The 14,371-nt window shown below is 60.7% G+C and carries 18 protein-coding genes and 1 pseudogene; 10 read left to right on the forward strand and 9 right to left on the reverse strand.

Translation table 11 applies throughout. The features are described 5' to 3' along the window. Positions 1 to 101: 101 nt before the first annotated feature. A complete protein-coding gene (locus NLM25_RS33590; protein ID WP_254122037.1) occupies positions 102 to 329 on the forward strand; it encodes a hypothetical protein in 228 nt (75 codons plus the stop codon). Positions 330 to 590: 261 nt separating this feature from the next. Here the strand turns inward: NLM25_RS33590 and NLM25_RS33595 are convergent, their stop codons facing one another. The 4 genes from NLM25_RS33595 to NLM25_RS33610 all read right to left on the reverse strand — a co-directional run bounded on the left by NLM25_RS33595 (position 591) and on the right by NLM25_RS33610 (position 3,333). Then, a complete protein-coding gene (locus NLM25_RS33595) occupies positions 591 to 1,097 on the reverse strand; it encodes a PRC-barrel domain-containing protein (protein WP_254139802.1) in 507 nt (168 codons plus the stop codon). Positions 1,098 to 1,225: 128 nt separating this feature from the next. Beyond that, positions 1,226 to 2,266 carry a glycosyltransferase family 4 protein gene (locus tag NLM25_RS33600; protein ID WP_254122041.1) on the reverse strand — a complete coding sequence of 347 codons (1,041 nt, stop codon included), beginning with the start codon at positions 2,264 to 2,266 and terminating at the stop codon, positions 1,226 to 1,228. 443 nt (positions 2,267 to 2,709) lie between these two features. Next, a complete protein-coding gene (locus tag NLM25_RS33605; RefSeq protein ID WP_254122043.1) occupies positions 2,710 to 3,117 on the reverse strand; it encodes a hypothetical protein in 408 nt (135 codons plus the stop codon). Positions 3,118 to 3,132: 15 nt separating this feature from the next. Next, a complete protein-coding gene (locus tag NLM25_RS33610; RefSeq protein ID WP_254122045.1) occupies positions 3,133 to 3,333 on the reverse strand; it encodes a hypothetical protein in 201 nt (66 codons plus the stop codon). A gap of 309 nt (positions 3,334 to 3,642) precedes the next feature. On the opposite strand from NLM25_RS33610, the gene NLM25_RS44065 reads away from it, so the two are divergent. Further along, complete coding sequence (locus tag NLM25_RS44065; protein WP_305887439.1) at positions 3,643 to 4,044, forward strand: hypothetical protein; 402 nt, start codon at positions 3,643 to 3,645, stop codon at positions 4,042 to 4,044. Between the two features lie 79 nt (positions 4,045 to 4,123). On the opposite strand, the gene NLM25_RS33620 is transcribed toward NLM25_RS44065, so the two are convergent. Beyond that, the gene (locus NLM25_RS33620) at positions 4,124 to 4,504 is read right to left on the reverse strand and encodes a hypothetical protein (protein ID WP_254122047.1); all 381 of its coding nucleotides are present in this window, start codon (positions 4,502 to 4,504) and stop codon (positions 4,124 to 4,126) included. Positions 4,505 to 4,629: 125 nt separating this feature from the next. Continuing rightward, positions 4,630 to 4,968, reverse strand: a complete 339-nt coding sequence (locus NLM25_RS33625; protein ID WP_145668885.1) for a DUF1236 domain-containing protein — start codon at positions 4,966 to 4,968, stop codon at positions 4,630 to 4,632. A gap of 201 nt (positions 4,969 to 5,169) precedes the next feature. On the opposite strand from NLM25_RS33625, the gene NLM25_RS33630 reads away from it, so the two are divergent. Both NLM25_RS33630 and NLM25_RS33635 read left to right on the forward strand, forming a co-directional pair. Beyond that, the gene (locus NLM25_RS33630; RefSeq protein ID WP_254122049.1) at positions 5,170 to 6,468 is read left to right on the forward strand and encodes an Nramp family divalent metal transporter; all 1,299 of its coding nucleotides are present in this window, start codon (positions 5,170 to 5,172) and stop codon (positions 6,466 to 6,468) included. A 50-nt stretch (positions 6,469 to 6,518) separates the two neighbouring features. Next, positions 6,519 to 7,567, forward strand: a pseudogene (locus NLM25_RS33635) (hypothetical protein). Between the two features lie 725 nt (positions 7,568 to 8,292). Here the strand turns inward: NLM25_RS33635 and NLM25_RS33640 are convergent. After that, positions 8,293 to 8,493, reverse strand: coding sequence for a hypothetical protein (locus tag NLM25_RS33640; protein WP_254139803.1), 201 nt, complete (start codon positions 8,491 to 8,493; stop codon positions 8,293 to 8,295). 238 nt (positions 8,494 to 8,731) lie between these two features. On the opposite strand from NLM25_RS33640, the gene NLM25_RS33645 reads away from it, so the two are divergent. Next, positions 8,732 to 8,905 (forward strand): hypothetical protein, encoded by a 174-nt coding sequence (locus NLM25_RS33645; protein ID WP_254122051.1) that lies wholly within the window; start codon positions 8,732 to 8,734, stop codon positions 8,903 to 8,905. 280 nt (positions 8,906 to 9,185) lie between these two features. Then, positions 9,186 to 9,428 carry a hypothetical protein gene (locus NLM25_RS33650; RefSeq protein WP_254122053.1) on the forward strand — a complete coding sequence of 81 codons (243 nt, stop codon included), beginning with the start codon at positions 9,186 to 9,188 and terminating at the stop codon, positions 9,426 to 9,428. 53 nt (positions 9,429 to 9,481) lie between these two features. On the opposite strand, the gene NLM25_RS33655 is transcribed toward NLM25_RS33650, so the two are convergent. Then, a complete protein-coding gene (locus tag NLM25_RS33655; protein ID WP_254122055.1) occupies positions 9,482 to 9,706 on the reverse strand; it encodes a hypothetical protein in 225 nt (74 codons plus the stop codon). 878 nt (positions 9,707 to 10,584) lie between these two features. Between NLM25_RS33655 and NLM25_RS33660 the strand changes: the two genes are divergently transcribed. Next, on the forward strand, positions 10,585 to 10,770 hold the full coding sequence (locus NLM25_RS33660; protein WP_254122057.1) for a hypothetical protein: 186 nt from the start codon (positions 10,585 to 10,587) through the stop codon (positions 10,768 to 10,770). A 436-nt stretch (positions 10,771 to 11,206) separates the two neighbouring features. On the opposite strand, the gene NLM25_RS33665 is transcribed toward NLM25_RS33660, so the two are convergent. Further along, complete coding sequence (locus NLM25_RS33665) at positions 11,207 to 11,434, reverse strand: hypothetical protein (RefSeq protein WP_254122059.1); 228 nt, start codon at positions 11,432 to 11,434, stop codon at positions 11,207 to 11,209. A gap of 470 nt (positions 11,435 to 11,904) precedes the next feature. On the opposite strand from NLM25_RS33665, the gene ligD reads away from it, so the two are divergent. The 3 genes from ligD (at position 11,905) to NLM25_RS33680 (ending at position 13,854) form a co-directional block, all read left to right on the forward strand. Continuing rightward, entirely contained in the window at positions 11,905 to 12,825 is a 921-nt protein-coding gene (gene ligD / locus NLM25_RS33670; protein ID WP_254124546.1) for a non-homologous end-joining DNA ligase, read from the forward strand. 178 nt (positions 12,826 to 13,003) lie between these two features. After that, a complete protein-coding gene (locus tag NLM25_RS33675) occupies positions 13,004 to 13,462 on the forward strand; it encodes an Hsp20 family protein (protein WP_254122061.1) in 459 nt (152 codons plus the stop codon). Positions 13,463 to 13,533: 71 nt separating this feature from the next. Further along, entirely contained in the window at positions 13,534 to 13,854 is a 321-nt protein-coding gene (locus tag NLM25_RS33680; RefSeq protein WP_254122063.1) for a hypothetical protein, read from the forward strand. Positions 13,855 to 14,371 lie beyond the last annotated feature (517 nt).

The raw sequence follows: 14,371 nt of genomic DNA on the forward strand, positions 1-14,371 counted from the left end.
TGTAGCGAAATGGGACGACGGGCTAGTCGGCGGGAACAACCGGAAATTCGACGAAGAATCTCCGTTGGCAGTGACTACTTGCTAACACTGAGGAGGACATCATGAAGAAGCTGATCGTGTACGGCGCGCTCGCCGCTTTCGCCCTCGGCACCCAGGCCGCCAGCGCCGCCGAGTTCTACATCGTCCGCGATGCGACCACCAAGAAGCACACCGTGGTCGACAGCAAGCCGACCACGACCACCACCACGGTTGTCGGCAACGGCGTCTGCAAGACCAAGGTCGAGGCAGAATCGGCGGTCAAGACCACGAAGGTCTGCACCGAGCAGTAAGCGACCATTCGTGGGCCGACAGGCCCGCGACCTACTGACAGCGATTGGAATGCCCATATTGATTCTTTGGCCCGTTCCTGCCGTGCTCGTTGTTGGCGGCGTCGGCTATTTCCTGGTTCATATGCACTAAACTACTAGCTTTCGCACCAACGGCCCGTCCGGCTCCCCGGATGGGCCGTTTCTGTTTGGCGAGCGTCATCGAACCTCAAAGAAAAAGGGGCCTCCGATGGAGGCCCCTCAATCCGAGAACGCTTGGTCCCGTCAGTTGTAGTCCGAATACTTGAACTGCGGGAGCGCTTTCAGCTGCTCCTTGTTGCCGCTCATGACGGCGTGGTCCGGCACCCAATCGTTCGTGTTGCGGTTTGTCGTGGTCGTCGAAGCCGCACCGGTGGTGGTCTCGCGCGTAGTGGTCGTGTTGCTCGTCGAGCTTGTCCGGACCGGCTCTTCAACGAACTTCAGCTTGTCCATCGAGACCGCGATGTCGTGCTCGCCCATCCCGAGAAAACCGCCGATGCCGATCACCACGGCGTTGATCTTGCCGTTCTTGTCGACCAGCAGTTCGTTAATGTCGCCAAGCTTTTCGTTGGCCTCGTTATAGACGTTCAGGCCCATGAGCTTCGAAGCGCGCCAATTGTCCTTTAGCATCATCTTGTCGGCGGGCTGGGTAGCCGCCGGCGCGGCGCGGTCGGCCGGCTGAGCGGATTGCGCGAACGCGGCGCCCCCGACAACGGCGGTGCTCAGCAAAGCGACAGCAAGAAAGCTTTTCATGGAATTTCTCCTCCAGCGTGAGTGCAGCACCCGTTCGGATGCCCGCCCCAACGCCCATGACTGCCGGTTGTTCCCGGGAACGGGGGCCACGCCCCGCGCCTTGGAATCCTTCGCGCGAGAAACGCTCCTCAGGCGTGGCGTGCTCCGCGAGCGACCAGTCCCCGATAGCTCTCTTCATACTGCCTGGCCATGCGACTGGCGACGAAACGCTCCTCGAAGCGGGCGCGGATTGTGCTGCGGTCCAGCCGGGCGGCTTTCTTGACCGCTTCGATCGCTTGCTCCTCGTCGTCCACGATGAAGCCGGTGACGCCGTCTTCGACGACTTCCGGCACCGATCCTGAACGGTAGGCGATCACGGGCGTGCCGCACGCCATCGCCTCGATCATGACGAGACCGAACGGCTCCGGCCAATCGATAGGAAACAAGAGAGCTGCGGCGCCGGCGAGGAACGGCTGCTTGCGGACGTCGTCCACTTCGCCGACGAGTTTGATCGTCTGGCCGTCGATCTCCGGCTCCAGCTTCTTCTTGAAATAGGCCGTCTCCGCTCGAGGTATCTTGGCCGCGATCCGGAGCGGCATCCGGACGGCGCGAGCTATGCGCATCGCAGCTTCCGGCCCCTTCTCCGCCGTCAGCCGCCCGAGAAAGGCCAGGTACGCACCGGCTTCGAAGGAGGGACGAAACAGGTCCTTGGGCAGCCCGTGCGGAATCGTCGCGATCCAAGTCGCGTCCGGAAGGGGACGGCGCTGGTTGTCCGATATCGAGACGAAGGGAGCCTTTGCGAAAGTCCCGATCACATCGGGCAAGCCCGGAAGGTCGAGCCGACCGTGCATGGTCGTCAGAAACGGCACTCCGGCGCGACTCAGGGTCGGCAGAGGCAACCAGTCCACGTGGGAATGGATGATGTCGAATTCGTGCGCACGTTCGGAGATGGCCTCGATCAGTAGCGCGCAAGCGGCGTTCGGATCGACGCCCTTCCGACCCAGACGCAGTGCGCGCGGCCACACCGCGTGAAGCTTGGCCTTCGTGCTGGAGTCGCCGCTCGCGAACAGTGTAACGTCGTGTCCGAGTGCGACCAGCTCGTCCACCAGCCAAGCGATCACCCGCTCTGTGCCGCCGTACAGCTTCGGAGGAACGCTCTCGGCCAAGGGGGCAAGCTGGGCGATCCTCATCGAGCTAGGCTCCTAGCGCGATGCGCAAGCCGACCACTAGGAAAGCGGAAATAAGAAAGGAAATCGCGAGCAGCGTCCAGCCGGGTCTTGTGCTTCCGATGGCTACGTATGCGACGAGCATTCTCATCCACGTCAACATTCGTCAATGGGAAGCCGGTGCAGGTAGGCTAGTCCGAAGGTCGCGAGGTCTTCAGCATCGCTCTGTCGCTCTTCGCATCTCCGATGTAGATGGCGCTCCATGAGGCAGCGCCGGCTATCAGAAGCGTCGACATGGGGGTGCCGTGCCCGATACAACGTCCACGCGGTCTCTGCGGCATTTTTCAAGACGACTTCGTCGACCATCTGTACGCTCCCGGCGACCGATCCGATCGCTGGCAACTCGACACGGTCAGCAAAGTTTCTGGTTTTTCCCGGTTAACCTCGTGAACCGGACAAGTGCGCGTTCAGCAAGCTTTTGCGCGGGCCCGCTCGCGTGCCGCACGACGGCGCTGCAGGCGCTGGCTTCGGCCAGAGCGCCTAGCGGCGACAGGTGGGGACGCCGCTGGACTTGAAGCCGGCGGCGCCGCGGCGGGCGCAGCGCTCTCCGTCCTCGTGTCGGCAGGCCTTGCTTCCATGAACTCGAGCACGGAACGGCCCTTCTCCGTTATTCGCCATCCGCCATTCAGACGCTCGACCAGTCCTTGCGAGAAGATGTCGAGCTCCGGCACGCGAGCGGCAAGGCGTTTGGTGCGGTCGGCCCAATCACGCCCGCTCGTCGCCAGGATCGCCATGTCGCGCTTGAGATCGGCCATAACAGCGAACCCGTCGGGATAGCTCACCAGGATCTTGAGCACGGTGACCTGGAAGTTCACCCCGCTTTCCTCGACCTATCGCCACATCGTCGGCGCGTCGTGGAGGGCCGTGCGTCCGATCTGCTTCAGTTTCTCGGGCGAAGTGTCGCCGTCGGTAGCCGCTTCTAGGATTCTCGAGGCTACATGGGTGCGCGCCGCGGTTTCGTGGCGCGAGACGTCTTCGCAGACCTCATCGAAGACGGCGCGCAAGAGCGCGGTCGTGGCACGATCGAACATGGGACCCCCCAACGCAAGAAGAGTTAGTTTACTGCGGAAACGCTGTGCGGTGAATTCAACAAAGTTAATGCGGTTGGATCAAGCGAAGGTCCCTCGAGAGCTTCCGCAACGCAACATGAACTGAACCCAACCTAGACCTTGCTGTTGTGGTCAAGCTCGATGCTTTCGAGTCAAGCTGCTCCAGACCGAGCATCCATTGCCCGCTCGCCGCCGGGGCCAGCGAAACCATTGCCATTTTTTCCCGTTGTGGTCGGGGCGCTCGAACAAAGTGAGAGGATCCTCGATGAAGAAGATGCAATGTCGGCGCTGATGGTCGGCGCCCTCGGTTTGGCCTCGGTGGCCACGACGTCTCCTGCCGAAGCCCACTGGCGAGGCGGGTGGGGCGGATGGGGGCCGGGCATCGCCGGCGGCCTGGTTGCCAGCGCCGTCATCGGCGGGATTGCCTCCTCGGCATATGGCTGGGGACCGGGCTATGGCTACTACGGTAGCCCCCGCTACTATGGAGCCGGCTACTATGGCGGTCCCTACGCCTACGACTACGGGTACGACGAGCCCTATCGCTGGGGCGGCGGCTACACCACGACCTACTACACAGCGCCGGTGTCCTACGGTTACCGCTATCGCCGCGTCGTCCGCCCGGCCTACGCCTACTATCGCGGGTCTTATCCGGTCGTTCGTCATCACTGGCATCGGCATCACCGCCACTGGTGAGAGCGGGCGCACGTGGAACCTACGAAGGCCGCCCCTCGAGGGAGCGGCCTTTTCCTTTGAACCGCGGTCGCGCTTCCGCTCACCACCATCTGCCCGCAAATGGATCAGTCCGTTTGAAGGCGAGGCGCCGGTCGGGCGTCCGCTTCTGCAGCTTTGCCGACCGCTTCGGATGCGTGACGACCGCCGCAGCGCGGGCCCGCCCTTCCTTCCGGGCCTCGCCGGAAGGTGCTGCAGGCACGGCGGCCATGGCTTCTCGCACTTCTTGCAGCGGCTCTTCCGGGACCGGATCGGCCTGCGCGATCATCGGCGCTTCGGCCCGCTGGCTGGTGTCGAAGACGATCTTCTCCGGGAGGCTCCTCGCCGATTTTATGCGGATGATGGTCCTGTCGGGGTCGGCCACGGCGGCGGCTTCGACGGGAGCGGGCATGTACCGATCCGCAACGAAGAGCAGCGCCAGCAAGAACCCGCCGACCAAGACGAAATAACGAATGATCGGCATGGACGGCCGCTCGCAAATGGAATTCAAGGTACGGCGGGGGCCGGATGGGGGGCGGGCCGCTGCGATCAGCGACCCGCCGGGAAGGCTTAGTCGATCTCCTGGACGACCGTGCGGGTCGACGGATCGACCAGCATCACGCGCTCGCCCGAGTAGACATAGCGATATTTGGTGAGCGAGGGACCCCAGTCGGCGGGCACCGCCTCAAGTTCGACTTCGCGCGGCACGGGCTGGCCGACTACTATCTTCTGCTGCACCGGACGGACCTTGTGCTCTGTGACGTAGGTGCGGATCTTGGTGCGGTATTCTGGCTCGATCTGCACGGCGGCCGCGTGACCGGTGCCGGTGGTGGTGACGACCGTCGACTGCGCCATCGCGCCCGTCGAGATCAGCGCGGCCAGGGCCGTCGTCAGTAGAAGCTTGTTCATGTTGTTCTCCTCGCCGCCAGATGCGGCATGCGAGAACCCGCTAATGATGGCAAGGTTCCGGAAAGCAGCAGAGCCACTGCCTATTTTTCCCGAGAGCGTGGCGGCCAGGCGGAGTCGGTCTCGCCAAGACTGCGCCGAACAAATTCGACTGCATCGACGTTATGAGTTCCGGAATCAGATCCACGGCAGCGAGGACGACGAGTGGCGAGGAGGAAAACGCGCAAGAAGCCGGTCGAGAATAAAGATCAAGATAGCTTCTTGCGGCGTCTTGGTCCCGGCCTCATCACGGGCGCTTCCGACGACGATCCATCCGGGATCGGCACCTACAGCCAGGCGGGCGCCCAACTAGGATTCGGCATCGGCTGGACCATGCTGATCACCTATCCGCTGATGGCCGCGATCCAGGAGATCTCGGGTCGCATCGGACGCGTCACTGGGCACGGCATCGCCGGAAACGTCTGCCGGAATTTCCCCGCGCCCGTCATCTGGTCCATGATCGTGCTGCTCTTCGTCGCCAACACGATCAACGTCGCCGCCGACCTTGGGGCGATGGGCGATGCCCTCAAGCTTCTGATCGGGGGATCGGGCACACTTTACGTCGTGCTCTTCGGTGCTGTGTCCGTCATCGCGCAGATCTTCTTCAAGTATGAGCGTTATGTGGCGATCCTGAAATGGCTGACGCTCGTTTTGCTCGCTTATGTCATCGCCCTTTTTCTCGCAAAGGTGCCCTGGGGCGAGGCCCTGAAGGGGCTTCTCATCCCGAAGATCGAATGGAATGGACCCTTCCTGACGACCCTGGTCGCGATCCTCGGGACGACAATCTCGCCCTATCTCTTCATCTGGCAGTCCTCCCAGGAGGCAGAGGAGCAGCGGATCGATCCCGACAAGAAGCCGCTCAAGCGCGAGCCGGAGAAGGAGGACGAAGAGGTCAAGCGGATCCGGATCGATACACTTGTCGGCATGGCAGTGTCGAACGTCATCGCGATCGCGATCATCATGACGACGGCGGCAACGTTGCACGCGTCCGGCAAGACCGACATCGAATCGTCCGCCCAGGCGGCCGAAGCCCTGAGGCCCGTCGCGGGGGCGATGGCCGAGTTGATCTTCGCCCTCGGCATCATCGGGACGGGCCTTCTTGCGATCCCAGTGCTGGCCGGCTCGACGGCCTACGCTATCGGAGAAGGTCGCAAGTGGCCGGTCGGCCTGTCGCGAAAGCCGAAGGAGGCCGTCGCGTTCTATGGTGTACTCGCGCTTTCGGTCGCGCTCGGCGTTGGGCTTAACTTCACGGCGCTGGACCCGATCAAAGCGCTCTATTGGAGCGCGGTCATCAACGGTATACTGGCCGCTCCGATCATGACCGTGATGATGCTGCTGGTTCGGCGAAAGTCGGTCATGGGCGATCTGATGATTTCGGGGCCAGTCTATTGGTTAGGCTGGACCGCGACCGTAGCGATGTTCATGTGCATCATCGGCATGGCTTGCTCGATGATGTGGTCATAATCCCGCACGGAGGCGACCGCAAAGCCCTACCCCGTCAAAAAGGTCTGCCGATGTCGGCTTCTGCTCCGATCAATAGTCCCGCTGATCGACGCCAACGACGGCTCCTGATCTTGTTGGCTGCGGGTTTCGTCGCCTTCGGTGCTGCAGCGGCCGGCCTTTTCTACCTCCTGCAGCCCGAGACCCTTCGGATCGCCGTCGGCCCTTCAGGCAGTGAAGACCACCAGGTTGTTCAGGGGATGGCCGAGGCCATCGAGGAGGAAAGCAGGACGGTCAGGATCTTGCCGATCACCACCGCAGGAGCAGCGGAATCCCTCGCGGTCCCCTCGACAGCAAAATCACGAGTGCAGCTATCGTCGCGACATCCCGATCGCGCGGAGCGCCGAAATTTCTTCCGGTCGAAGCATCCGAAGCGATCGCCCTGCGGCACCCCCGCTACGAAGCCGAGGAGATCCCCGGCAGTGTCTTCAACGCCAACCCGGCCTGGCCAGAGGACAAGATCGACACCATCAGCGTCAACCATCTCGTCCTAGCCAGGAAAGAGCTGTCGGAAGCCAAAGCGGCGGCATTCTACCGGCAGCTTTTCGCCGTACGCGATACGGTCACGCAACGCGTCGCCGGCACCGGGCGCATCACAAAGCCGGATACGGAAAAGGAGGCGGAGCCCTCGGTGCACAGGGGAGCTGCGGCGGTCATCAACGGCACGGAGCGGACATTTCTGGACAAGTATAGCGACTACTTCTGGTTCGCACTGCTTCTGCTTTCTGGCATCGGCTCGGCCGCCGCCTGGCTCCGGCGCTATCTGAACCGGGACGAACGCGATGACAACACCAGCTACCGCGACCGAATTCTCGCGGTTGTAACCGAGATCCGCGATGCCGGATCCGAGCAGGATCTGCTGGCTTCGCAGCGGGAAGTCGACGCGATCATCGCGGAAACCATCAAGTGCTACGACGAGGGAGCCATCGAACAGGAGGACATGGCCGCGTTCGGCCTCGTCCTTGAGCTGTTCGATCATGCGGTCGCGGAAAGGCGGGCGGCGTTGCAAGGCGGCCCCGTCGAGACAAAGGGCGCGGGACCAACCATCGCCTCTCGCCGATAGTCGCAGCGCGGGCACACTTCATCGCTTCTGCAGTATGGTCGAGAGCGCCGAGCCGTCGTTCAAGATTGAGAAAACCTCTCGCGAGGACAGATGCGGGGCGGCTTCCTCGAACGTATCGCTGGCATCGATCTTGGCGCGCCCGACCGCAAGGCAACAGGCGGGGAAAGTCGGGGGAATTTGTTCTCGCCGCGTTCCGGTGTCAGAGCAGCTTCGCCGCTACTCCTTCGTCCCACTCCAGTTCGCATAACACCTCGGCTTCGACTGAGGTTTCCGCGGTGAAGTATTTGGCATTCTCAGTCAGAAGCCTCCGAGCGGCCTCCTCTGCCTTTACCTTTGAGTCGCAGCGCTCACTGAAGCTTGCAATCGCTTCTCCAGTTCGCTGAACTGCGTCCCATCGCAGTATCTCGACGTGCGCGTACCAGACACCGCGACCGGTACGTCGGCGAACCTGGATCTCTCGATAGCGTTCGGCCGCTTCGGAAACACCGAGCCATAAGGGTCCATCTGCTTCGATCTTGGCATTCTCGCGCGCCTCGAACGCGACACCCTTCAGAGTAAGGCTCGCTAAGCCACCTAAGCTTGTTATCGATGACGAGCAGGCCTCTCCTGATTTCTTGGATCGCGTCCTTGGCCTCGTAGGTGATCTTAGGAGGCCTAGGAACGCTTCCCTTACCGCCTGCGCTCGGAAGAAGATAAACGGTGAAAGATCATTTAACTTCAGCGCCCTAGTGCCTAGTGATGGGCTCGAACCGGGCAATTCTCGTTGCGCCGTCCCATAGCTCGACGGCATGTCCGTCGACGAGCAGTTCTGCCTTTTCGCGCGCGGTGGCTTCGTCCGGCACCTCAAGGTCAACCCGCTGTTCAATGTGCCCATCGGCACCGATTAGGTAGGCTCGATAATTGCCCATTTGGAAAAGCTCGCTCATTCCGAAGATGGAACAAGTTTAGAGGCGATCTAAATCCGCGTCATTAAGAAATGAGGCCGCCCCAAAATTGCTCGTGGGGGCAAACGTGGAGGCCCGGCTCATGCCCCTTTTGGGCCGGGGCCTTTTTCTAGTACTGTCTGTTTCCGACCTCGGTGGACTAGGTTCATTTTAAGAGCGGCCTAATCGATTTTGAACTTAAGTTACCAGCTGTAGTTGTAGGTCTGAGGAGGAACAGCCTATGGCAGATAAGCTCCCTGCCTATCGCCCCGGCGAATTTGCGCGCGACGTGGAGAAGGCCCGCAAACAATTTGAGAAAGCCGAACGGCTGGCACATGAAATGCTGCAGCGCCCTGTGCCCGACACCTTCCTAGGCCGCAAGACGCATGAGCCATTTCCCGTCGAGGAAGAGTAAGGTCCCTCAGTTGGCGGCCTAGGGCCTTTTTCGGCCAGCACCCTTTTTTTCGAGACCTGTTGACCAACCTGTTGGGCTTGGTGTCATCCACCCCTCGAAATCCAGCGACTGGCCTAGAAGCCTGCACTTTCCTAATCTCTGGATATGACCGCCCTCACCCGACGCCGCAGCGACAATCCACACCAGAAGACGTGGCATATCTATTTCGGTGACGTGCGTGTCGGCACGATTGGCACCCGCGCCGGCGTGCCGACCACCGCCGATCAGTGGGGCTGGTCCTGTGGATTCTATCGCGGCCGCGCGAAAACTGGTCGAGATCGCTAAAAGCATCACGCCGGTTCAGGACGGCCGCATCTATATCGAACGGATCAACGCCCCGTTTCTGTTCAGTCTGAAAGCTAGCGGCCCGGAGTTCGGAGCCGGGCTGCGCTATGCGATCGAGCAAGGCTGGCTTGAGTTACACGAAAGCGGCACCTTCGTGCGGCTGATGGCACTTAGCGAGGGCCTGCTGCCGCGCCGGTAGAGCGGGCCGCGTGTAACGGCCAGGTGGAGCTTGCCGTTGCCCGAGCGCGGGCCTTACTCCGTAGATGGCAAGACGGCTACACGGCGATCGCGGTCCCAGACTTCAATCGCGACGCCATCCACATACTGCTTGGCTTCGGCGATGGCCGCGTCGTCAACTTCGCAACTGACGATCACGGCCGCTTCTAGGATATGGCCCTCTTTGTCCACCCGGTAGAGGCGATATTCCGCCATTGTCGACTCGTCGGCCCCGTTTCGATAGGTGAATTTTTTACTCACCGCTCGCTCTTTGGCAATGACATTTCTCAAACGAGGAAGTCTGCCGAACCGGCACGAGAACGGCACCTATGTGCGACTCAAGACGACGGACCAAAAGCTGCTGGAGAACGGCTAGGAACTGCGGGAGCGATCGGCGTTTATTACTTCGCTGGCTCGCCGCCGAGTTGGCAAGCGGCCCCGGCCTCCCCCTTGACCCCACCTGTAGCCGGGGCCGCTCACTTACCGGCTGGCACGGGCCACCTTTATAATCCGACAATTAACGGAGCGCCTTTCGCGGTCGCGGTGTAGGCGATGCACGAAGCTGATATTGCGAGATACCTGCAGCAAGCGCGGAATTGCCTCGAGGAAGCTGAAAAGGCGGTTCTGGAGGCGGATAGAGAGGCTTGGCTGGAGCTCGGGCAAGAGTGGATGGAGATGGCCCGCAAAGCTCGTGGACAAGGGCCCTCCGAGCACTAGGGCAACGATCCCGACTTGGGGTGCTGTCCGTATTTGACCTCAAGTGTCCTAAGTTGAATTTGAGGGTGTCCTAATCTGCCGGTAGCCTGCCCCTCACGGGGAAAGCTCCATGAAAGACATGTTGGAACATCTTGCGATCCTTGGCGACAGTTCAGCCGGTGCGAAGAGATGAGAGACGAAGCTAAGTCGGAGAAAAAGCGCGCCTTCTTTGACAGGATCGTTGTTCGCTACAGGGACCTTATCACCGAGCTGGAAGCCATGATCTAGGAAGCCGAGAAGCACTAAGGCCGCCTCAGTTGGCGGCCTCTTTCAAAGATCCATTTGGCGCTGGCCTGTTTCCGAGCGATGGCCTAGTTTCGCTTTTGGAACTGAATAGAGGTGCTGCGGTTGCGGAGTCGTCGTTGACGGCTCAAGGAGGCGTCATGTCCAAGCACCGCAATAGGGCGAAGCAAACCCGCTCCCTTGAAGATCGAATGGCCGAACAGGCTGCCAAGCTTAAAGATCAAGCAGCCGAACGCGATGCGCTTCTTAAGCAAGCTAGGATTGCCGAGACCGGCGCACATCTGAGTGACTGGCTGCGTTCGCCAGGCCTGCAGCCGCCCAAATAAGCCTAACTCCAAACAACAAAACGGCCTCGCGCATCACCGGGGCTGGCACCGGATGCTGAGGCCGTTCGGCGCGGCCGAATCATAGCGCGCGTTGCCATTTATTCCCGGCCTGCCAATAGGCGCAACAAATTGCGTCCCAACCGCCAGCGGAACAATTGTGCACTTTGGCACTTATTGAGTCACCTCTGGCAGGGTGATCCCAATGAACTTTTTCAGTAGCGACAAATTTTCCGGATCGAAGACTCGGGAAGAGCAGCGGTGTAAGTGCGGTGCGCAACCCCGACTGGCTCACAAGATGATGGACCCATTGCGCGGCCTCACCGTGCATATGTTCGAGTGTCAGTGCGGCGAGCGCAGTTGGACCGAGGACAAAGAGTAAGGCCGCCTCACCCGCGGCCTTTACCGAAGACCCCGCGCGGTAACGCCAACCGTCACCCTAGCGGGCTCGCTTGGTGGCCTTCTTAGCTCTCCTCTCAACCCGCACACCTTTGAATTTCTTAGCGGCTTTCTTCGCTGTTTTCGGCTTCTTCACAGCCATGAACTCGCCGGACGTCCTGTCGCGCTTCGTGTAGCCAGTAGCGCCCCCGATCGTCGTTTTGGTCTGCGAACGTTTCTTCACCGCGCCCTTGCGAGCGTTGTCGCCGGTCGGTTTGTTGACTGCCATGTTTCCTCCGTTGGCTGCCCTTCGGTATAAGGCGCAGCAGTAACAAACAGTTCCAAGGGCTGGAACGAATTAGCCCAGTTCAAATTGAATCCCGGTTCTGTTGCGTTGAGTTGCGTATGCGTCAGTCCCGATGGACCCCTTCCATCGTGCCGGCCGATGAGCCGACCGTGTATCTGGTGGCGGATGATATTGGGCGCGCAGGCAGCGCCTGGCGCGAAACCGACATGGAAGCGGCAACCTCGAGACCGTCATTCAAGATCTTCTCGCCGGCGAGTATCGGCGGCCTATCAAAGTCATCGCTTTCAACACGGCAGAGCGCTGGTCTGAAGACGTCTCTGAGGACATTGCCCGCGAAATCCAGCATCGCTGTAACCTGCAACTCAGCGACGTCCCGTCTCACCTGCAGGAATTCGTCGATCGCTACGCTGCCCAAGACACTCGGCAGTACAGCTTGCGCCTGGTCTAAGATCGTGGCGTTTCAGCGAAAAAAACCGGAAGCGCTCGGCGTCAAGGCGCCCTTCCCGGGCTTCATCGAGCCGGCCCTGGCATCCTCAATCGACCGCGTGCCGTCGGGCAAACGCTGGATTCACGAGATCAAGTTCGACGGCTATCGCGTCCAGGTGCATCTCGCCAACGAAGCCGTCACCGTTTTCACCCGCCGCGGACACGACTGGACCAAACGCTTCAAGAAGGTCGCCAACGACGCCTGGCACATTAAGGCGAGCTCGGCCATCGTTGACGGCGAGGTCGTGGTGCCAGCCGCAGATGGCAGCACCGATTTCTCCGTCTTGCAGAACGAGCTAAAGGGCACCTCGACTAAGATCGTGCTCGTCGCGTTCGACCTGCTTTATCTCAATGGCAGGGACGTCCGGAAGATGCCGCTATTCGAGCGCAAGGCCACGCTGAAGAAGATCATCACCGGCAGCGATCTACAGTTCAGCGAGAGCTTCGAGATCGAAGGCCGCGAGATGTTCACGCACGCCTGCAAGGTCGGGCTCGAAGGCGTGGTCTCGAAAGTGCGCGACAGCATCTATGCGAGCGGGAGGGGCAACAACTGGGTCAAGAAGACCTGCGGGCAACGCGAGACGCTCGCCATCGCCGGCTTCGCCCTCGATGAGGGTAGGTGGGACGGCATTTATCTAGGTCGGCGCAGGGGCGAGGATCTGGTTTATGAAGGCAAGGTCGATCACGGCTTCGACAAGACATCGGCCGCCGAACTCCGTAACAAGCTTCAACCGCTCGTCCGGAAGACACAACCCTACGCGAAGCGGATAGCGCACAAAGGCATCTGGGTCGAACCGAAGCTGCTGGCAGAGATCGAGTACCGCGCCAAATCAGCTGAGGGAAAGGTGAGGCATCCGTTCTTCAAGGGGCTGCGCGAGGACCTGTAATGGCGGCGATCTGTGGCAAAATTTTTTCAGCGCCCTCTTGAAACGAAAATCGGCTTTGCTAATTTTTTTGTCGCCATCTGACGATGGCGTCCGGGCGCCTGACGGGCCCGGCCAAGAGACGGGCACCGGTTGTGTCCGGTGCCGCTCGTAGACATCTTGCTCTTAGGAGGATTTGGCTATGCGCACCTACGATTTTGCCCCGCTCTGGCGCTCGACCATTGGTTTCGACCGCCTCTTCGACCTCGCGGAGACCGCTCAGCGGGCGAGTGAGGACAACTACCCGCCCTACAACATCGAACGTCTCGCCGACGATCGCTACCAAATTTCGCTGGCGGTTGCGGGTTTTGCGCCCAAAGACATCGAGATCACTGCCGAGCAGAACGTCGTTACCGTCGAGGGCAGTAAATCCGACCAGACCGAGCGTGATTTCCTCTACCGGGGTATCTCAGCCCGCGCCTTCAGGCGCCAGTTCAGTCTGGCCGAATATGTCCAGGTGAAAAGCGCTGCGTTCGACAACGGCTTACTGACCATCGAACTCGTCCGCGAGATTCCGGAGGCCATGAAGCCCCGCCGGATTGCGATCGGCGACGCCTTGGCCGGCAACGTGCCGAAGCTGGAGGCTAAGGCAGCCGCCTAGCGCAGACGCCATTGGAGCTGCGCGGCACGTCGCGCGGCTCCTATTTCCTCGTCATTGAAAGGAGCAGGACCATGCGGCCGACGACCGCCCATGACAACGTCTTCGATTTTAACGCGCTTCGTCATCCCGGGACTATGTTTGGAACGCCCGGAGACGTCGTGAAACATCCCTACCTGACAATAGCCGAGAAACGCGCCATTCTTGCCTCATGGGCGTCAGACGCTTCCACAATCGCGTCACGTCCCTCCATGCGCGCGCCGATCGGACTCGGGGCACCGGTCTCGATCGACGACATTCTCGCCGCGTTGCGCGCGCTCGATGAAGATTCCGGCAGGCCGCCCGGCGGCAAACCCTATCGCCTGCGCTCTACTGAACGCGTCATGGCCGCCTGAATTATTATCGTGAGGTATCAATGGTGATTGACGAAAAACTGGCGCGGCTTCGCTGCCATCGCGACAATCTCCACCGCTATCGCCGCCTGCTGAGCACCCGGCTCTCAGTTCTCGAGCGCGAGTTCTTGATTAAGCGACTCTCGGAGGAGCAAATCGCTATTGATGCGCTATCGACGACGACTTTCCCACTTTCCTCGAATCTCAACGGTCCACCCCCCGGTGCAGCATGCAGGGTACCTTAGCTTCAATGCTGGAGATTATGTTGATCGATCGCAATCGTCGTGGTTGGGAATGGCGAGTTTGCGACCAGTCTGGCAATGTCCTGGATAAGGGCCGCGAAAGGACGCGAATGGCCGCGAGATATCGCGACTATCAGGGGATGTTTGTATTGCTCGCAAGCGGAGCCCGATTAATCGATCCGGGGCCGTTGGCGCCATAAGATCAGCTCACGATAACCCAAATAGACCTTCAGGTAGCCGCCCGGCAATGGCGGAAAGCGGCGGGCTTTGCAAAAATG

Source organism: Bradyrhizobium sp. CCGB01 (assembly GCF_024199795.1).
Lineage (GTDB): Bacteria > Pseudomonadota > Alphaproteobacteria > Rhizobiales > Xanthobacteraceae > Bradyrhizobium.

Bases quoted from the DNA above. Each gene is read 5' to 3' on its own strand.
- NLM25_RS33590 (WP_254122037.1), top strand. From the start codon at position 102: ATGAAGAAGCTGATCGTGTACGGCGCGCTCGCCGCTTTCGCCCTCGGC.
- NLM25_RS33595 (WP_254139802.1), bottom strand. From the start codon at position 1,097: ATGAAAAGCTTTCTTGCTGTCGCTTTGCTGAGCACCGCCGTTGTCGGG.
- NLM25_RS33600 (WP_254122041.1), bottom strand. From the start codon at position 2,266: ATGAGGATCGCCCAGCTTGCCCCCTTGGCCGAGAGCGTTCCTCCGAAG.
- NLM25_RS33610 (WP_254122045.1), bottom strand. From the start codon at position 3,333: ATGTTCGATCGTGCCACGACCGCGCTCTTGCGCGCCGTCTTCGATGAG.
- NLM25_RS44065 (WP_305887439.1), top strand. From the start codon at position 3,643: ATGGTCGGCGCCCTCGGTTTGGCCTCGGTGGCCACGACGTCTCCTGCC.
- NLM25_RS33625 (WP_145668885.1), bottom strand. From the start codon at position 4,968: ATGAACAAGCTTCTACTGACGACGGCCCTGGCCGCGCTGATCTCGACG.
- NLM25_RS33640 (WP_254139803.1), bottom strand. From the start codon at position 8,493: ATGAGCGAGCTTTTCCAAATGGGCAATTATCGAGCCTACCTAATCGGT.
- NLM25_RS33645 (WP_254122051.1), top strand. From the start codon at position 8,732: ATGGCAGATAAGCTCCCTGCCTATCGCCCCGGCGAATTTGCGCGCGAC.
- NLM25_RS33660 (WP_254122057.1), top strand. From the start codon at position 10,585: ATGTCCAAGCACCGCAATAGGGCGAAGCAAACCCGCTCCCTTGAAGAT.
- NLM25_RS33665 (WP_254122059.1), bottom strand. From the start codon at position 11,434: ATGGCAGTCAACAAACCGACCGGCGACAACGCTCGCAAGGGCGCGGTG.
- NLM25_RS33675 (WP_254122061.1), top strand. From the start codon at position 13,004: ATGCGCACCTACGATTTTGCCCCGCTCTGGCGCTCGACCATTGGTTTC.
- NLM25_RS33680 (WP_254122063.1), top strand. From the start codon at position 13,534: ATGCGGCCGACGACCGCCCATGACAACGTCTTCGATTTTAACGCGCTT.